Origin of the sequence: Pelagibacterium mangrovi, assembly GCF_036662815.1 — a bacterium.
Lineage (GTDB): Bacteria > Pseudomonadota > Alphaproteobacteria > Rhizobiales > Devosiaceae > Pelagibacterium > Pelagibacterium mangrovi.
Genome location: NZ_JBAFXA010000006.1, coordinates 256471 through 273695 on the forward strand (window position 1 = coordinate 256471; position 17225 = coordinate 273695).

Below are 17225 nucleotides of genomic sequence, written 5' to 3' on the forward strand. Positions count from 1 at the left end.
GACCGCAGGCCGTGGGGAAAGTCAAGGAGGTCAGAGGAAAGAAGGTATTTGCGTTCTATCGCGGGTCGAGGAAGCGCGAGTTGACCCAGCCCTTGATCGAACCGCGTTCGACAAGGCACCAATCGGATGAATTGTCGACTTCGATGCAGCGTTCGACCCACACCCATGCGGAGGGCTGCAACGCACCGACCTGGGCAGAATAGTGCGCCGGCCAGCGGCGGACGTTGAGCTGGTCCCAGGAGGGAACGCCGGTCACCACGGCGCGGGTTTCGACCGCATAACCGCGCGCCTGCGCGGGCGGCGCGAAGACGCCGGAAGCAACAACAAGTATGAGGCCACCGACGACGGCGGGCAGTGTAAGACGAGACGAAAGTGACATTTTGATACCCCCTAGTTTATTTCGTAATCTCTGCGAAACGACGAAATGAACTCACGCGTTGCTTCATCGCGCTTCCGGACCGCTAAAGTGGTTTTGAGCCATCGGGAAAACCCCGAAGACGCGCTTTTGCTGGAAACGTCCAACAGTGCCGATGCCCTGGACTGTTGTAAAAGCAAACTAGCGGAGGGCGATTGAACGCACTCTGATTTGACCATTCAGCTTCTGTTCATCGGGGTAAAAGGCTAGTAAATCTGGATAATCGACTGTTGGCCCGACTCACCACCCGGCAACAGGGCAGTCGCTAAGGCCCAGAACGGGCAATTGGGGAAGGAATAGAAAATGTCGGCAACCCGCCTTTTGGTTCTCGCATTCGTGAGAGCACATCGACGCGCGCATGGTTATCTCGTCGGGCAGGAGTTGATGGCGTGGGACGCCGACAAATGGGCCAATACCAAGACCGGCTCGATCTATCACGCGCTGCGGCAACTGGGTAAGGAGCGCCTCCTGGAAGAATTCGAGGTGCCCGCAACCGCCGCCGCCCCCGCGCGCACCGATTACGCGATCACCGAGGCCGGGGACGCCGAATTTCATCGCCTTATGGAAAAGGCCCTGACGGTGCCCGAGATGCGGCCGGACATGCTGTGTGCGGGGCTCGTGCTGATGTCGGCGCTTCCGCGCGCCGAGGTGCTGGGGCATTTGCGCGAACGTTTGGGGAAGCTGGTCGAGCAACGTGAAGACGTGGCGCAGGCGAACCGCAGCGCTTCGTTTACGGGGGAGCGCCCCCTACCCCCGCATGTGGAGGCGCTGTTGAGCTTTTGGACGAGCAATACGACGGCCAATCATGACTGGCTGGAGGGGTTGATCGGCAAGATCGAGGGCGGGGCGTATATTTTTGCCGATGAGGACGAGAATGCGTTTGGGTCGCCTACGGGGACGATGGTGGTGCCGTAGGGGGTTGGGGTGCATGAGGATGATGGGGGGAAGGAGCCGAGGACGGCGAGCATACCTTGCCCCGGGATGAACCCGGGGTGACAGCGGTGGGGCGCTTCGGCGGGTCAGCCTTCGGCGTGGGTGCGGCGGGGGAAGCTGGTTTCGGATATGAAGGTGTCGATGGCGGCCGTGGCCCGGTCGCGGCAGGCGTGTTCGCCTTCGGCGCGGCTGGCGCGGACGCGGTCGATCATGCGGGCCGGCTGCAGGGGCGGCCAGATCTTGATCTGCCAGTGCTTGTCGAAAATGGTTCTGACGCGAAAGCCGCGATATTCGAATTCTGACATGGCCTCATCCTCCGCTATGGGTATTGCTCCCGGACGCCGAGGATGCTTCTTCTCATGTTCCTGCGACGCCGATGTGACTACGCCTGGCACTAAGGAAGGTATTTGCGCCGGGTAAGCGGTACGCTCTTTACCCGCCGCATCTGATCCGTTGCCCCGCAATCATGGTTTCATGAAGGCCAAGACGCGGCGGGGAAGAAAAGGTTGCCCGTTCTCAACAGGTTTTGATCCAGAGCAAGCCCGCTCAGTTGAGCGTGGGGCGCTGCGGCAGGCTTTGGGTGAACGCGAGAATGATTTCGGCCAGCATTTCGGGCTGTTCGACGCAAGGGATGTGCCCTGCCCCCTTGATGATTTCGAACCGCGCGCCGGGGATGGATTTGGCAAGTTCGGCGACCGTTTCGACGGGCGTGGACCCATCCTCCTCGCCGACGACGCACAGGGTGGGCACGCCGATCTGGCGGGCGGCGTCCCGCAGGTCGGCATCGCGCAGCGCTGCGCAACTGGCGACGTAGCCGCGCGGGGACTGGCGTTCGAGCATCGTACGATAGCCGGCCAGCTCGTCGGACCGCGCCGAGCGGAATTGGGGGCCGAACCAGCGCTCCATGATGCCATCGGAAAGCGCGGCGATGCCATTGGCTTCGACGGCGGCGATGCGCTGACTCCACATGTCCGCATCGCCGATTTTGGCGGCGGTGTCGCAAAGAATGAGCGCCGAGACCAGATCGCGCCGGTCGGCGTAGAGCTGCTGGGCGATCAACCCGCCGATGGACAGGCCGCAGACGATGGCCTTGCCGGTGCCGGCCGCATCGATAATGGCGGCGAGGTCTTCGGCGTGGCGGGCGATGGTGACCGGGCCATCGCCGGTTTCCGAAAGGCCGTGACCGCGCTTGTCATAGGTGAGGATGGTGAACTTGCCGGCGAGGCGCACGATCACGTCGCGCCAGATGCGGAAATCGGTGCCCAGGGCGTTGGCGAAGACGAGCGCGGGCGCGCCTTGGGGACCGCCGATCACCTGATAGTGCAGGACGGCATCGTCGACTTTGAGAAACTGCATGGCGCGTCGTCCTTCCGGTTCGTTGGGTTCAGAGCATAGCCGGATTCGCCCGCGATGGGCCAAGGGAGCGCTACTGGGCCTGATCGGAATTGAGCCATGCGAGATGGGAGACGGCCTCGGCGGTGACCGCCGTAAAGCTGTTCTGGACGAGGAGCTGGGTTTCGGTGCCCGAGAGCACTTCGGGGAAGGAAAGGTAGAATTTGGTCCGCGCGTCGATGCCGTCGACGGGCCTCCAGGTGAGCGTGTCGTCGGAACGGCAAACGATGGAGGCCATCAGGGCATTGTTGAACGAAAGGGCGTTGAGAACCCCGCTCATGCGGATGGTGAAATTGGCGTAGGGCGATTGCAGCACGTTGCGGGAGTTGAGCCGGTTGCGGCTGAACAGATCGCGGTAATACTGGAAATAGGGATCGCGGCGCGAGGGCCAGATGACGTCATAGCCGTCGATCTGGGCCAGCTCGATCCGTTGCTGTTGAGCAAGCGGGTGATCGGCGCGCAGGATGCACACCTGGGGCACTTCGCATTGGAGCAGGTTGACGATGTTGGCGTGCTGGAGGGGGCGGGTGTGGAAGGCGAAATCCACATGGCCTTCGGCGACGGCGTTGGTCATCTCGTCGACCGGGTGGGAAGTGACCGAATAGCTGCCCTTGGGATGATGCTTGTGCACCTCGGCGAGCAGCGGAGGCAGGATTTCGCTCATGAACGAGACGGTCGCGGCGATGCGGATATGGGAGAGGAGCTTGTCGGACCGGGGCTTGAGGTGCATCTCGATGCGGTCGATCAAGGCGAGCAGATCGCGGGCGTCGTCATGCATGGCTTCGGCGCGATGGGTGGGGAAGATCGCGCCGTTGCGGCGGACGAACAGTGGCGCGCCGACCGATTTTTCGAGATTGCCGATCAACTGGCTCACGGCGGGCTGGGACAGGTTGAGCTGACGCGCAGCCGCCGAGATCGAGCCGGTCATGATCACGGCCGAGAAGGCCTCGATATATTTGAGCCGCCTGATGTTGCGCGGCGGAGATTGAGCCATTTGCGGTTCCGGGGAAGACGTGCCGCCCAATTTCGCAGCATGACCGCCCCGGGGCAAGGGATTATCGCCGCTCACGCCAGCTCCACGCGGGGCATGGCGTCGAGCAATTGGCGCGTATAGGGCTCGCTGGGCGCGGTCAGCACGGTTTCCGCCTCGCCTTCCTCGACGATCCGGCCGGCGCGCATGACGATGACGCGGTCGCACATCTGGCGCACGACGGCCAGATCGTGACTGACGAAGACGAGGGTCAGCCCCAGCGATGCCTGAAGCTCCTTCATGAGGTTGAGAACCTCGGCCTGCACCGTCACGTCGAGGGCGGAGGTCGGCTCGTCGCAGAAGATCAGCTCCGGGCGGAAGGCCAGCGCGCGGGCGATACCGATCCGCTGCCGCTCGCCGCCCGAAAAGGCGTGCGGCATCTTGCCGGCGGCCTCGCGCGGCAGGCCGACGACTTCGAGCAGATCGCCGGCGAGCTCGCGGGCCTGGGCGCGGGTGACGAGGCGCTGAGCCTGGAGCCCGTAGGTGATGTTGGTGCCCGCGTTCATGCGCGGATTGAGCGAGGAATAAGGGTCCTGAAAGATGCACTGGAGAGCGCGGGAGAGGCGGATGCGATCGGCGCGGGTTTTCAACTGGGAGATGTCGCTGCCTTCGAGCGCGATCCGGCTGCCGGGGTCGGGCTCGATGAGCGAGAGGATGGAGCGGCCGATGGTCGATTTGCCCGAGCCGGACTCTCCGACGATCCCCAGGGTTTCGCCGCGAAAGACGGTGAAGCTCACGTCGTCGATGGCCTTGAAGCCTTCGCCCGAGCGGCGGGAAACGTCATAGGTCTTGGAGAGATTGCGGACCGTGAGGATGGGTTCGCCCCTCTGGCCACTGGCGATGCCGGAGCGCAGGAACTCGGTGCCTCGGGCGCGGCCGGGAGTTTCGGCAAAGGCGTCGAAGACGTTGAAGCGCTCGCGGCGGTGGTCGACGGTGGGAATGGCCGCCATCAAATCCTTTGTATATTGCTCGCGCGGGGTGCGGATGACCGATTGAGTGGGGCCGTGCTCGACCAGACGACCGCGCGAGAGGACGTAAACGTCGTCGCACATCTGGGACACCACGCCCATGTCGTGGGTGATGAGCATGATGGCGATGTCTTCCTGCCGGCACAGCTTGAGCAGGGTATCGAGCACGGCCTTCTGCACGGTGACGTCGAGGGCCGTGGTCGGTTCGTCGGCGATGATCAGGTCGGGCTGGGCGGCGATGGCTATGGCGAAGACGATGCGCTGGCAGAGGCCGCCCGAGAGCTGATGGGGGTATTTGGTCAGCCGTTCCTCGGCGTGGGTCACGTCGGCGCTTTCGAGCAGGTCGATGGCGTAGGCGCGTGCCTCCTTGCCGCGCTTGGAGGTGTTGGCCTCGATCGCCTCGATGATCTGCTCGCCGATTGAAAGCACCGGATTGAGGGCCGACATGGGGTTCTGGTAGATGTAGCCGATTTTCTTGCCGCGAATGGCGGCGAACTGGCTCTCGGAGAATTTCGAGAGCTCCTGGCCGTCGAAGACGATCGAGCCCTCGACGATATCGGCATTGTCGCCCAGAAGGCCGAGGACGGCCTTGCCGATTGTCGATTTGCCCGCCCCGCTCTGGCCCACGACGCCGACGACCTTGCCGCGTTCGAGGGTGAGATCGAAGCCGGAGATGGCGCGCAGTTCGGCGCCACGGGCGAGGCGGTAGGCGATGGCGAGATTGCTGATCTGGAGAAGCGGAGCCATGGTTTATCTCGCTTCCAGATAGGGGTTGGCTCTGTCGCGCAGGCGATCGGCCACCACGTTGATCGAGAGCACCATCAGGACGAGGACGAGGCCGGGCACCACGCTGATCCACCAGCGGCCCGAGAGCAGATAATCATTGCCGTTGGAGATCAACAGGCCCAGCGAGGGTTCGGTGATGGGAACGCCGACGCCCAGGAACGAGAGGGTCGCTTCGGCGACGATGGCGCTGGAAATGGCCATGGGCATGATAACCAGCACCGGGGTGATGGCGTTGGGCAGGAGGAAGCGGAACATGATCCGCAGGTCGCCGATGCCGGAAATGCGGGCGGCGGCGATATATTCCTTCTTGAGCTCGGCGAGCCCGACGGCGCGGACGAGGCGCGCGTTTTGCGCCCAGATGCCGACCGCAAGGGCCATGATGACCTTGTCGACGCCCGAGCCGAAGACGGCCAGAAGCATCAGGGCGAGGAGGACGCCGGGGAAGCTGACGGTGAGATCGACGGCGCGCATGATCACCGCTTCGACCCACCCTCCCCGCATGACGGCGATAAGGCCCAGCAGCACGCCCACTATGGTGCCGATGCCCACGGCAACGAGCGCGACGAAAAGGGAGGTGCGCATGCCGTACATCACAGCCGAAAGGATGTCGCGGCCCACTGCATCTGTGCCCAGCAGGGCGATGCTGCCGTCGAAAAATTCGCCCATGGGCGGGAGCAGGCCGCTCATGATGTCGAGCTGGCTCTGGTCGAACGGATTCTGGGGCGCGATCCAGGGCGCGAAGATGGCGATGAAGGCGAAGACGACAACGCCCAGCAGGCCGGCGATGGCCGCCGGATAGCCCGAAAAGGCGAGGCGGAACTGTTCCATGAACGGATTGGCGGGGCGCTCTGTTTCGATGTGGCTCATGAGTAGCGAATCCTAGGATCGAGCACCGCGTAGATGATGTCGGCGACAAGGTTGATGACGACGAACATCAGCGTGATGAGGATCATGTAGGCGACGACCACGGGCCGGTCCGACCGGTAGATCGAATCGAGCAGCAGCTTGCCGATGCCGGGCCAGGAGAACACAGTTTCTGTGACCGTGGAAAAGGCGATGAGCGTGCCCAGTTCGAGCGCGGTGATGGTGACGATGGGGATGAGGATGTTGCGCAGGAGATGCCGGCCGATCAGCCGGGGCCTGGAAATGCCCTTGGCGCGCGCGAACATCATATAGTCCTGATACATCACTTCCTGGGTGCCCGAACGCGCCAGCCGGGTCTGCATGCAGACCAGCGCCACCGCGAGGTTGGCGGCGGGCAGGATCAGATGGCGCAGGCCGTCGGGATTGAACAGCGACCAGCCGATGCCGAAGATTTCGGTCGTGTCTCCCCTGCCCGAGGCGGGCAGAACGCGCAGCCAGACCGCAAAGATCAGGATGAACAGCAGCGCCTGCCAGAAATTGGGAATGGAATAGCCCACCGTGGTGCCGAAGCTGATGAGCTTTGTGGCTGGCTTCTTGCGGTTGAGCCCCGAATAGATGCCCAGCGGAATGCCGATGGCGAGGCCGAGCACCATGGCGAGGAACACGACTTCGAGCGTTGCGGGAAGCCGCTCGAAAATCAGGTCGATGACCGGACGGCCATAGACGAAGGAATTGCCGAAATCGCCTTTCAGGAGGTTACCCAGAAAGGTGAGATATTGCAGCGGCAAGGGCCGGTCGAGGCCATAGGCGGCGGCAAGTGCGGCCCTGTCGGCCTGGGTCGCGTCCTCCCCGGCGAGAACCGCCACGGGGTCGCTGACCACATACATCCCGCAAAATACGAGAAGGGACATGATCAGGAGAAGGATGGCGCTCTGGCCGATACGCCGCGCGATATAGTTGATCATCGGGTGGCAATTCCCATTGAAGCGGCGCAGGGGACAGCCCCTGCGCCGGATCGAAAGCCCCTGCCCGGCCAAGGATGAGCCGTGCAGGGAAGCGTGAGATTTATTTCGAATGGACCATGGTGGCCATGGTCCGCGCTTCGGCGCCGCCGGTCAGTTCGAGATCGACCCGGTGCGCCCAAAGCTCGTGGTTGTAATAGAGCGGAATGCCGGGCATGTCGGCAACCGCCTGCTCCATCGCTTCGGCGACGAGCGCGTTGGAGCGTTCGGGATCGGTTTCCACGGCCCAGGCGCGGATGGCTTCCTCGAAGGCGGGGCTGTTGTAGTTGGAGAAATTGGCCGCGCCCAGGCCCAGATCGTCCTCGCGCTGCGCGAAGGCGCCCGAGATGAGCTGGGCAGCACCCTGCGGATGGCCCCAGCCATACATGAACGCACCGAGCTGACCTTCGGTCCGGCGCGTCTGGAACACCGACCACGGCTCGGTGGTGAGCGTCACATCGAGCCCGAGACGGGTCCAATACTGGGTGAGCGCCTGCGCCACTAGCGGGCCGTTGGTGTAGCGATCGGCCGGAACGTTGAGTTCGATGGCGAAGCCTTCGGGATAACCCGCTTCGGCCAGCAGGGTTTTTGCCGCTTCAGGGTCAAACGGCAGCTCGGGCATTTCCGGCGCGCCGGCCATATAGGACGGGGCGAACTGGTTGGCGGGCGTTGCGTGACCCGTGAACAAACGCTCGGTGATGGCGTTGCGGTCGATAGCCATGGACATGGCTTGCCGCACCTGCACGCTGGCCAGTGGGCTGGACCCGTCGGCGGCGGTTACGCCGGCCGCACCGTCTTCGCTGGTGTCCAGGACGATAAAGATGGTCTGAAGGCCGGGAACGGTGGTGTAGGTGAAATTCTCGTCGTTATCGATGATGGTGAGATCTTCGGCGCTGGGCTTTTCGACGATGTCGTAATCGCCCGCCAGAAGCCCGGCGATGCGGGCACCATTGTTGGGAACCGAGCGGATTTCGACGCGATCCCATTCGGGGGCTTCGCCCCAATAGGCATCGTTGCGAACCAGATCGGCATCGCCCGTGGCTTCGAAATTCTCATAGACATAGGGGCCGGTGCCGATGGCCGCCGTGCCGTTGTCGAAATCGGCCTGGGTGGGATAGGAGGCGGAAATGCCGCAATCGCCTTCCTGATCGAACGCGATCTCGCCCTCGACACCGGCTGCTTCAGCCGAGAGGATTTTGAGGAATTTGAATTTCTGGGTGATGATCGGATAGGGCGCTGTGGTTTCGAACCGCACCGTATGATCGTCAACGGCAACGACATCGGTCACCGGGCCCAGAGCGGAGGTGACGACATTGGGCTTGCCGTCGACCCGGTACATCATGCGGCACATGGAATAGACCACGTCGCGGGCAACGAAGGGCGAGCCGTCCGAAAACGTCACGCCCTCGCGCAGGTTCATCACCATCGAGGTCGGGGTTTCCCACGCCCAATCGGTGGCGAGCAGCGGGCTGTCATCGAGCGCGACGAGCATTTCGAAGACGTGCTCGGCCAAAGCGCCGGTCTGGGTGTCGCTATAGGGATAGGGATCGGCGCTGACCGGGGCCGTGCCATAGGCCATCCGGAGCGTTTCGGCCGAAGCACCGCTCGCCAGAAGCGAGGTGCCGGCCAAAAACAGCGTTGCGAGAATATGTTTGTTCATTGTGACGTTCCCTTTGTTGTTGGATATCGCCGCATCAAGCCGCCGGTTGGGCGCCCGTGAGGCGATTTTTCAGAAATTGCTTGAATTCGGTGAGGACCGCCGCGCAGTCGTTCTGCACAGCATCGAAACGGTCAGTCCTGAGGCGGGTTTCCTCGTCCATATAGAGATCGCGGCGCAGTTCGATCTGAACGAGGTGCTGGTTGATTTCGGGCCAGCCATAACGCAGCGTGATCTCCCCGCCGGCAAAGCGCCGGTTGAGGCCGACGTCGTAACCGCGTTTGGCAAAGCTGGAGACGATGGCTTCGGCGACGTCGGGGGCGCAGGATTCGCCGTAACGCGTGCCCACATCGATCTCGGGGCGCGGGCGCCCGCCCTGTGCGGTGGTGTCGAACTGCATCATCGAATGGCAATCGATGACGAAAGCGCAGCCGAAGCGGCGGCGCATGGCCTCGACCATCATCGTCAGCGATTGATGATAGACCACATGGCAGGTGGCGAGCCGGCGCTTGGCCTCGGCGCGGGTGAGCTTGCGGTCGTAGATATCGACTTCCTTGGCCTTGGACCAGAACAGCGTCGTGCCGTTTCTCAGCGCTGTGGGCTGCAACCGTCCGTACCAGCCGGCCGGATCGTCGAGCATGTCGCGATCTATATCGTGCTGGTGGCGGTTGACGTCGATATAGGCGCGCGGAAAGTTCGCCTTGATGGTCGGCAGGCCGAGCGCGTGGGCGTGGGAGAAAATCTCATCGACGTATTTGTCGGATGGATAGTCTATGACCGCATAGGGCAGTTGCTCGGCATAGCCGAAATCGTCCGGATAGCGGTCTCCGCTGTGGGGAAACGAGAGCAGAAGCGGCACTTCGGGTTCCGCGGCCCAATGCACGGAGACATTGGGATCGACCAGACTCAGGTCATCGATCGCGGTATCGTGCTTCACGCCTTGTTCCCCTTGATGTCGTTGCCGACCTTGTTGGAAGGCACGCTAGAAACTTTGTTATCGGCAGAAAACCATATTCATTTCCCCTCTAACTCCATAAGGCTGCGTTATGGATGATCGAAGGCCCGAGCCATAAGCAAACCCGATAGAGGGTTTGCAAAAATCCAATAGGCTGGACCGGGTGGAGCGATGGGCGTAGGTCAGCCCCTACAGGTTCAAAGAGGATATGCATGAGCCAGCAACGCCCACTCGTTGCCGTTTCTCTCGGCGCGGCCACCGACCCGGTTCCCTATGTCCGCGCGCTGGATGCGGTCGGCCTCGATACGAGATTGCTTGTTCCCGGCGAGGGTAATCAGGATCTGCCGGAAGACGCGCGGGGCATTGTTTTCTGCGGCGGGGCGGCCGTTCATCCCTCACGCTTCGGGCAGGATCTCGACCCCAATATCAAGAAGGCCGTCGACGAGCCACGCGACGCCATGGAATGGGGGTTGATGGACGCGGCGCTGGCGCGCGGCCTGCCCATTCTCGGCATCTGCCGGGGGTTCCAGATGATCAATGTCTATCTGGGTGGCACGCTGACCCAGAATTTAAACGCCGAAGACTGGCAGGACGACCACCGCCCCGATGCGGCGCGCGATGCGCTGGCCCATCCGGTCGTCGCCACGGGCGGGGAACTGGAGACGGTGTTCGGACGCGATCCGTTTACGGTGAACAGCATCCACCGCCAGGGCATCAAGGTTTTGGCCGAGGGATTGCTGGCGAGCGTTCACACCGAGGACGGTTTGATCGAGGGCTATGAAGACGCAAGCCGGAAGATCATTGCCGTGCAATGGCACCCTGAAGAGCTGATCGCCCTGCCCGAGCAAAAGCGATTGCTGGAGCATTTCGCGCAGAGGGTTGGGGCTGGGGACTGATCGGGTTCAGCGGGCCAGCCAGCCGCCATCGACGTTGAGCACCGCGCCGTGGATGTAGTCGGAGGCCGGGGCGCTGAGGAAAACGGCGGCCTGGGCGATGTCTTCGGGTTTGCCCCAGCGGCCGGCGGGGATGCGATCGAGGATGGCGGCGGAACGGTCGGCATCGGCGCGCAGGGCCTGGGTGTTGTTGGTTTCGATATAACCCGGGGCGATGGCGTTGACGTTGATGCCCTGGGCCGCCCATTCATTGGCGAGGATCTTGGTCAGCCCGGCGACGCCGTGCTTTGAGGCGGTGTAGGCCGGGACGCGGATGCCGCCCTGGAACGAGAGCAGCGAGGCGATGTTGATGACCTTGCCGCGCCCCTGCCTCGCGAGGACTGACTTGGCGAAGGCCTGGGTGGTAAAGAACAGCGCCTTGAGGTTGACGTCCATCACCGCGTCCCAATCGGCTTCGCTGTAGTCGATGCTGTCCTCGCGGCGGATGATGCCGGCGTTGTTGACGAGGATATCCACCTCGCGTTCGGCAAAGATGTCGGTGGCGGCCATGGGGTCGGCGAAATCGAGCGTGAGTTCGGTTCCCCGGGCGCCTTTGGCGGCGAGCTGGGAAAGCGTTTCCGCGCAGGAGCGCCGGGCAGCGCAGATCACTTCGGCTCCGGCGACGGCAAGGGCGATGGCTATGGCCTGACCGATGCCGGTGTTGGCGCCGGTGACCAGCGCGCGGCGGCCGGTGAGGGAAAAGGGATTGTCCAAGGCATCTCTCCGTGGGCGGGGATCAGGGCAGAGGTGAAGCGGGGCCGACCGAGGCGCGATCGACGATGCGGCAGGCCAGCTCGACCCGGCGGGGCGGGAAATTTAGCCCGCTCAATTCATCGCGCAGCAGGTCGAGGGCCAAGGCGCCGATCTGATGCATGGGAATTTCCACAGCCGAGAGCGGGGGCGATTGCAGCTCGCATTGCGGCAGGCCGTCAAAGCCCATGACGCTGACTTCGCCCGGCGTATCGACGCCCGCCTCGGCCAATCCGATCAAAGCGCCGAAGGCGAGGCTGTCGCCGGCGGCGAGGATGGCCGTGAAATCGCGTTTCCCCCTGGCGAGGCGGTCCTTGATGGCCTGCGCCGCCAGATCGGGCAGCCAGTCGTCGACCTCGACCAGCAGGTCGGCGCCGGCATCGAGGCCTTCGGCGCGCATGCGATCGTACCAGCCTTCCTGCCGCCGCTCGATGGTGCGGCGGCCGGGCTTGGAGAGGAACAGGATGCGCTTGTGCCCCAGATTGATCAGATATTCGGTGGCGTGGGCGGCGGCGCTGCGGTTGCAGGGTGAAACCGAGCATAGGCGCATTCTGGGGTCGTCGGCGTTGACGAGTACGACGGGTTTGTCGAGGGCGGCGGCGGCAGCGATTTCGGCGTCGTTTTGCGGCGTGAGCAGGATGTAGCCGGCGGCGTCGCCGGCATCGAAAGAGGCGTCGATGGGGCCCGAGGCGGTGCGGATGTCGAGCTGCATGCCCAAAGTGGTGGCGCGGGCCCGCATGCCTTCGATGAGGTGCAGCGTGAACTGCCCGCGCGCCAGATCGACCATGGCGTCGCGGCTGGCGATCAGCACGGCGCGCTGGCCGGCCACCGAGGACGGCATGGCGTAGCCCATGGCGGACGCCGTGTTGCGGATGGCCGTGCGCAAATCCTCGCGCACCCCCGGCTTGCCGGCGAGCACGCGGCTGACGGTGGCGACCGAAACCCCACATTGCTCGGCCAGATCCTCCATCCTGATCCGACGTGACGCCATGACTCTCCTCATCACTTTCCGTTCAATCTGCAAATTTTTTACGTTCTTTGCAAACAATTTTCCATGCGCTATCGTGATTGAGGGAGGATGGAGAATGTCGGCAGACCACGATGTCGGTCGGGTGTTGGGGCGCCTTGTCGAAGGGTTGACCGCGCTGCGGGACAACGGACGCTTTCACGAGCCCAATCTCGACGGCACGGCAGGCGACTACATCAGCTTTCAATCCTGGGAATGGCCGCAGGGCGTGGGGCTTTACGGTTTGGCCAGGCTTTGGCGGCAGACCGGGGACGACCGGCTGCGCGCGACGCTGGAGGACTGGTATGACGCGCATAGGGAGCGTGGGCTCCCTGCCCTCAACGTCAACACCACGGCGCCTATGCTGGCCCTGACATTGCTCTGGGACCGCACCCGCGACCCGCGCTGGCAGCCCATGCTCGAGGATTGGGCCGACCGGCTGATGGCACAGGCGCCGCGCACCGGCGAGGGCGGGTTCCAGCACGACGTCTCAGACAAGGTCAATGAGGGCGAGCTTTGGGACGACACGCTGTTCATGGTCTCCCTGTTCCTCGCCGCCTATGGGGAAGCATCGGGGCGGCGCGAGCTGGTGGAGGAAGCACAGCACCAGTTTCTGGTCCATGCGCGCTATCTTTGCGACGTTACGACAGGGCTGTGGTTTCACGGCTGGAGCTTTGCGCGGCGGGACAATTTCGCGGGCGCGAGGTGGGCGCGGGGCAATGCGTGGATCACCGCCGGGCTGGCCGATCTGCCTGAGCTATGCCGCCTCGATCCCACCATCGAACGGTTTCTCAATGGCGTGCTCGCCACCCAGATCGAGGCGCTGCTGCCGCTCCAGACGGCGGCCGGGGCGTGGCGCACGCTGCTCGACGACCCGCAATCGTATGAAGAGACCAGCGCCACTGCCGGGATCGCCTATGGGTTGATGAAGGCGGCGCGCACAGGCAGGGCCGGGGCCGAGGCGCTGGCGGCGGGGAAACGCGGGCTGGCCTATGTCATCGACCGGATCGGGCCGAACGGCATGGTCGATGGCGTTTCCTACGGCACGCGGATGGGCCACGATCTGCAATTTTACCGCGACATTCCCGTGCAGCCGACCGGATACGGCCAGTCGCTTGCCATTTTATGCCTTGCCGAAGGCCTCAACCACATGGAGCCGAAATGAATTGGACAACGCGCTATGGCGCCTCGCCGGCACAGATCGATGCCATGAACACAACGGCGCTGCGCGACGAATTTCTCATCGAATCCGTCTTTGTGCCCGGCGAAGCGCGTTTGGGCTATACCCATATCGACCGCATGGTGGTGGGCGGGATCGTGCCGACCCGTGAGGCGATCGCCATCGGGGACGGCGCGGAAGTGGGGACGGAGAAGTTCTTCGATGCGCGCGAGGCGGGCATCGCCAATCTCGGCCATGGCGCGGGGTCGATCACCGTGGATGGGGAGACGTTCGAGCTTGCGTCGCGCGACGTGCTCTATGTCGGGCGCGGGGCAAAAGACGTGCGGCTCAGCTCGGCCGACGCGGGCAATCCGGCGCTGTTCTATCTCAATTCGGTGCCGGCCGGCGCCGACATTCCGCATCGGCTGATCACGCGGGGCGAATCCAAGATGGTGTCGTTCGGGACGCCGGAAAAGGCCAATCATCGCGATCTGCGGATGTATATCCACCCCGAGGTGGCGCCCTCCTGCCTGCTGCTGATGGGGATCACCGACCCCTCGCCGGGCAATGTGTGGAACACCATGCCGCCGCACCTGCATGAACGGCGCATGGAGGCCTATCTCTATTTCGACATGTCCGAGGAGGACCGGGTGTTCCATTTCATGGGCCGCCCCGACAACACGCGGCATCTGGTGGTGGCCAGCGGCGATGTGGTGCTCTCGCCCGCCTGGTCGATCCATATGGGCGCTGGGACCGGGCCTTATGCTTTCGTCTGGGGGATGACGGGGGAAAATCAGGTCTATCAGGACGTCGACCCGGTGCCGGTGAAGGATCTCAGATGACAATTCTGGCGCGGACGCTCGACATCGGTGAACCGATAACGCTCTGGCGGCACTCCGCCGTGAGCGCCGAGCTGTTCGACGTGCCGGAACGTCCGATGGAAGGGGAGATGGACCCGTTCTTTTTCCTCACGCGAGAAAAGAACTTCATCCCCCATGAATATCCGTGCCGGACCGATTTCGCTCAAATCTATCGCGACAAGCGCCCCGATGAACGGGCAACGGGCGAGCCCGATACCGTGTGGCTGGGGTTCGGTTCGCCGCGTCTCGACCTTTCGGGGTTTTGGTTCCGCGCGACGCGGATCGCGGCCCGGGCGGAGACGCTGATCCGGGCGGAAGCCGCCGGGCCGTCGCGGCTTCGGCTGGCGACGTGCGGCGGGGCGATCCTCACTGTCAATGGACGCGAGGTTCTCTGGACCGGGCACTATCGCCGTAATTTCGAGAACGCAATCGAGGTCGAAATCGAGCTTGAGGCCGGCGAAAACCGGGTCGAAGTGTTCTTCGACGATCTGGCCGAGCGCGATACGCGGTTCTATGTCCAGCTCGACTATCTCGCCGGGCCGGCGGCGGATCAGGCCATTCCTGTCGATTGCCCGTCCGAGGATGCGGCGGCCATCGAAGCGGCGCTCGAGGCGTTTCATTTTCCGCACGCCACCCATGACGGGATCGACGTGCGGCTCGTGCTGCCGCACCCGCTCGGCGTTGCGGCGCAGGCGGAAATCGCGGTCGAGGGCGATTTCATGTCGCACGACGTCATGGCGCCGATCCGGCGTGCGCTTTCGCCCGATTCCACCGAGATCGATCTGGGCCCGGCTGACAATCTGCCTGCCGATTTCCGCCATTTCGTCCTGCGGCTTTCGAGCGGAGGCTTTACCGCCAGCCGAGTGTTCGGCACCGAAATTTCCCATGCCGGGAAACAGGGAACTGCTCCTGAGAGCGAAGCGGCGCGGATCGCCGAGGCGCTTTCCGCCGTTGCCGAGGGCGGGGAAGCCGATACCGTTAGGGCGCTGGCCCGGCTGGCGCTGGGTGATGGCGGGGAAGAAACTCGCGCCATGATCGCCGCCGCGCTGGAGCGGATCGATGCGTGCTGGGATTGCGCCGATTTCGCGCTGGTTCCGTTGATCTGGTGCCGCACGCGCTGGCCGGAGCTGCTGGGCGAAGAGTTCTGCGCACGGATCGACCGTACCATCCTGGGCTACCGCTATTGGATGGATGAGCCGGGCAATGACGTGCAGTGGTATTTCTCCGAAAACCACGCCCTGCTCTTTCATACCGCCGCCCATCTGGGCGGGGCGCTGCTGCCCGATGTGGTGTTTGCGCGTTCGAGGCGCACGGGTCGGGAACAGTCGCAGGTGGGGCGCGAACGGCTCGAAAAGTGGTTCGATCATTTCGAGGCCTGGGAAATGGCCGAGTTCAATTCGGCGCCCTATTTCCCCATCGACCTCAAGGGATTGACGGCGCTCTTCGCGCTCTCGCCCGATGCCCGGCTCCGCGAACGGGCCGGACGCGGCATCGCGCGGCTGATCGAGCTGGTCGCCAATTCCTCCCATCAAGGGGTGCTGACCGCCGCGCAAGGCCGCAGCTATGAGCACACGCTGCGCGGCACCACCACTCTGGAGCTTTCGGCAATCGCGCGGATGCTGTGGGGCAAGGGAAGCTATGGCACGCGCTTTCACGCAACGCCGCAACTGGCGCTGTGCCTGCGCGATCATGGGCTGGAACTGCCCGACCTTGCCGACCGGGCCTGTCTATCCGATGACGAGGCGCAGGAATGGCGGTTCGCGCAGGGGGAAAATTGCTTTGCGCGCCTCTACCACCACAAGAGCGCCGACCACGCGATGGGCAGCGCCATGGCCTATCGCTGGGGCGAATGGGGCTATCAGGAGACGCTGATCCACCTTCGCCTTGGAACACGGCCCGAAACGCAGATCTGGATCAACCACCCCGGCGAAATCATTCATTCGGGCTTCGGCCGCCCCTCCTATTGGGGTGGTTCGGCCTCGATCCCGCGCGTGCAGCAATATCGCGACCTTGCCATTGTGATGTTCGATGGCGTGGCGCCCCAGCCCGAATTTACCCATTGCTGGTTTCCAGCACGCGATTTCGACATGGCCAGCGTATCGGGCGATACTGCGCTGGCGCAGTCTGGCCGGGCGCAACTTGTCTTGCGCGGGTCGGGCGCGTTCGAGCAAGTCGCCGACGGCCCGACGGCTGGATATGAATTGCGGCTGGCGGGCCGCAAAAGCTGGTGGTTGGTTCGATTGGGATCGGACGCGCTTCACGGCGACGGGAGAGGGTTTTCTGCCCGATTTTCCCGGCTTGCCCCTCGGGAGGAGAGCGGGCGCCTGATCGTCGAAGATCCCGATTACGGAGCGGTGGTATTTCATGCCGACGGGGTGGTGGAGGCCGAAGGCCGCCGCATCGACCCTGCCGACATGACGGTTTCGGGTACGCGGGAGGCCCTGCCTCGCGGCCCCATCTGATAGCGCAGGGTGTCAAAGGTCGGCCCGATGGGCCGTAGTCTCAGGGAGGAGACTT

16 protein-coding genes are annotated in these 17225 nt (G+C 63.7%); 5 read left to right on the forward strand and 11 right to left on the reverse strand.

Annotation, left to right across the window (positions count from 1 at the left end):
- Positions 1-55: 55 nt before the first annotated feature.
- The gene (locus V4T21_RS12455) at positions 56-379 is read right to left on the reverse strand and encodes an SH3 domain-containing protein (RefSeq protein WP_332717205.1); all 324 of its coding nucleotides are present in this window, start codon (positions 377-379) and stop codon (positions 56-58) included.
- 339 nt (positions 380-718) lie between these two features.
- Between V4T21_RS12455 and V4T21_RS12460 the strand changes: the two genes are divergently transcribed.
- Positions 719-1330 (forward strand): PadR family transcriptional regulator, encoded by a 612-nt coding sequence (locus tag V4T21_RS12460; RefSeq protein ID WP_332717208.1) that lies wholly within the window; start codon positions 719-721, stop codon positions 1328-1330.
- 104 nt (positions 1331-1434) lie between these two features.
- Here V4T21_RS12460 and V4T21_RS12465 read toward each other — a convergent pair whose 3' ends face one another.
- From V4T21_RS12465 to V4T21_RS12500, 8 genes are all read right to left on the reverse strand, one after another.
- Positions 1435-1653, reverse strand: coding sequence for a hypothetical protein (locus tag V4T21_RS12465; RefSeq protein WP_332717210.1), 219 nt, complete (start codon positions 1651-1653; stop codon positions 1435-1437).
- Positions 1654-1894: 241 nt separating this feature from the next.
- Positions 1895-2704: a 3-oxoadipate enol-lactonase gene (pcaD, locus tag V4T21_RS12470; protein WP_332717213.1), complete on the reverse strand. Its 810-nt coding sequence runs from the start codon at positions 2702-2704 to the stop codon at positions 1895-1897.
- Positions 2705-2774: 70 nt separating this feature from the next.
- A complete protein-coding gene (locus V4T21_RS12475; protein WP_332717215.1) occupies positions 2775-3734 on the reverse strand; it encodes a LysR family transcriptional regulator in 960 nt (319 codons plus the stop codon).
- Positions 3735-3805: 71 nt separating this feature from the next.
- Positions 3806-5485 (reverse strand): dipeptide ABC transporter ATP-binding protein, encoded by a 1680-nt coding sequence (locus V4T21_RS12480; protein WP_332717218.1) that lies wholly within the window; start codon positions 5483-5485, stop codon positions 3806-3808.
- A 3-nt stretch (positions 5486-5488) separates the two neighbouring features.
- Positions 5489-6391, reverse strand: a complete 903-nt coding sequence (locus V4T21_RS12485) for an ABC transporter permease (protein ID WP_332717220.1) — start codon at positions 6389-6391, stop codon at positions 5489-5491.
- Positions 6388-7353: an ABC transporter permease gene (locus tag V4T21_RS12490; RefSeq protein WP_332717223.1), complete on the reverse strand. Its 966-nt coding sequence runs from the start codon at positions 7351-7353 to the stop codon at positions 6388-6390. Before V4T21_RS12490 ends, V4T21_RS12485 begins: the two co-directional genes overlap by 4 nt.
- A gap of 100 nt (positions 7354-7453) precedes the next feature.
- Positions 7454-9049 carry an ABC transporter substrate-binding protein gene (locus tag V4T21_RS12495; protein WP_332717225.1) on the reverse strand — a complete coding sequence of 532 codons (1596 nt, stop codon included), beginning with the start codon at positions 9047-9049 and terminating at the stop codon, positions 7454-7456.
- 34 nt (positions 9050-9083) lie between these two features.
- Positions 9084-9983, reverse strand: a complete 900-nt coding sequence (locus V4T21_RS12500; RefSeq protein ID WP_332717228.1) for an N-formylglutamate amidohydrolase — start codon at positions 9981-9983, stop codon at positions 9084-9086.
- A 230-nt stretch (positions 9984-10213) separates the two neighbouring features.
- Between V4T21_RS12500 and V4T21_RS12505 the strand changes: the two genes are divergently transcribed.
- A complete protein-coding gene (locus V4T21_RS12505; protein ID WP_332717231.1) occupies positions 10214-10897 on the forward strand; it encodes a gamma-glutamyl-gamma-aminobutyrate hydrolase family protein in 684 nt (227 codons plus the stop codon).
- A gap of 6 nt (positions 10898-10903) precedes the next feature.
- Here V4T21_RS12505 and kduD read toward each other — a convergent pair whose 3' ends face one another.
- Positions 10904-11647, reverse strand: coding sequence for a 2-dehydro-3-deoxy-D-gluconate 5-dehydrogenase KduD (gene kduD, locus V4T21_RS12510; protein WP_332717234.1), 744 nt, complete (start codon positions 11645-11647; stop codon positions 10904-10906).
- Between the two features lie 22 nt (positions 11648-11669).
- Complete coding sequence (locus V4T21_RS12515) at positions 11670-12674, reverse strand: LacI family DNA-binding transcriptional regulator (RefSeq protein WP_332717236.1); 1005 nt, start codon at positions 12672-12674, stop codon at positions 11670-11672.
- A 94-nt stretch (positions 12675-12768) separates the two neighbouring features.
- Between V4T21_RS12515 and bglB the strand changes: the two genes are divergently transcribed.
- Genes bglB through V4T21_RS12530 form a run of 3 tightly spaced genes read left to right on the forward strand, consistent with a single transcriptional unit; the run spans position 12769 to position 17170 of the window.
- Entirely contained in the window at positions 12769-13854 is a 1086-nt protein-coding gene (bglB, locus tag V4T21_RS12520) for a beta-galactosidase BglB (protein WP_332717239.1), read from the forward strand.
- Positions 13851-14690: a 5-dehydro-4-deoxy-D-glucuronate isomerase gene (kduI, locus tag V4T21_RS12525; RefSeq protein ID WP_332717241.1), complete on the forward strand. Its 840-nt coding sequence runs from the start codon at positions 13851-13853 to the stop codon at positions 14688-14690. The genes bglB and kduI overlap by 4 nt, the downstream gene beginning before the upstream one ends.
- Positions 14687-17170 carry a hypothetical protein gene (locus tag V4T21_RS12530; protein ID WP_332717244.1) on the forward strand — a complete coding sequence of 828 codons (2484 nt, stop codon included), beginning with the start codon at positions 14687-14689 and terminating at the stop codon, positions 17168-17170. Before kduI ends, V4T21_RS12530 begins: the two co-directional genes overlap by 4 nt.
- Positions 17171-17225: the final 55 nt, after the last annotated feature.

What these genes read in the sequence shown, in the direction of transcription:
- V4T21_RS12530 (WP_332717244.1), top strand. Translation starts at nt 14,687, where the DNA reads ATGACAATTCTGGCGCGGACGCTCGACATCGGTGAACCGATAACGCTC.
- V4T21_RS12475 (WP_332717215.1), bottom strand. Translation starts at nt 3,734, where the DNA reads ATGGCTCAATCTCCGCCGCGCAACATCAGGCGGCTCAAATATATCGAG.
- V4T21_RS12460 (WP_332717208.1), top strand. Translation starts at nt 719, where the DNA reads ATGTCGGCAACCCGCCTTTTGGTTCTCGCATTCGTGAGAGCACATCGA.
- V4T21_RS12505 (WP_332717231.1), top strand. Translation starts at nt 10,214, where the DNA reads ATGAGCCAGCAACGCCCACTCGTTGCCGTTTCTCTCGGCGCGGCCACC.
- V4T21_RS12455 (WP_332717205.1), bottom strand. Translation starts at nt 379, where the DNA reads ATGTCACTTTCGTCTCGTCTTACACTGCCCGCCGTCGTCGGTGGCCTC.
- V4T21_RS12480 (WP_332717218.1), bottom strand. Translation starts at nt 5,485, where the DNA reads ATGGCTCCGCTTCTCCAGATCAGCAATCTCGCCATCGCCTACCGCCTC.
- kduI (WP_332717241.1), top strand. Translation starts at nt 13,851, where the DNA reads ATGAATTGGACAACGCGCTATGGCGCCTCGCCGGCACAGATCGATGCC.
- V4T21_RS12485 (WP_332717220.1), bottom strand. Translation starts at nt 6,391, where the DNA reads ATGAGCCACATCGAAACAGAGCGCCCCGCCAATCCGTTCATGGAACAG.
- bglB (WP_332717239.1), top strand. Translation starts at nt 12,769, where the DNA reads ATGTCGGCAGACCACGATGTCGGTCGGGTGTTGGGGCGCCTTGTCGAA.
- V4T21_RS12495 (WP_332717225.1), bottom strand. Translation starts at nt 9,049, where the DNA reads ATGAACAAACATATTCTCGCAACGCTGTTTTTGGCCGGCACCTCGCTT.
- V4T21_RS12490 (WP_332717223.1), bottom strand. Translation starts at nt 7,353, where the DNA reads ATGATCAACTATATCGCGCGGCGTATCGGCCAGAGCGCCATCCTTCTC.
- V4T21_RS12465 (WP_332717210.1), bottom strand. Translation starts at nt 1,653, where the DNA reads ATGTCAGAATTCGAATATCGCGGCTTTCGCGTCAGAACCATTTTCGAC.
- V4T21_RS12515 (WP_332717236.1), bottom strand. Translation starts at nt 12,674, where the DNA reads ATGGCGTCACGTCGGATCAGGATGGAGGATCTGGCCGAGCAATGTGGG.
- pcaD (WP_332717213.1), bottom strand. Translation starts at nt 2,704, where the DNA reads ATGCAGTTTCTCAAAGTCGACGATGCCGTCCTGCACTATCAGGTGATC.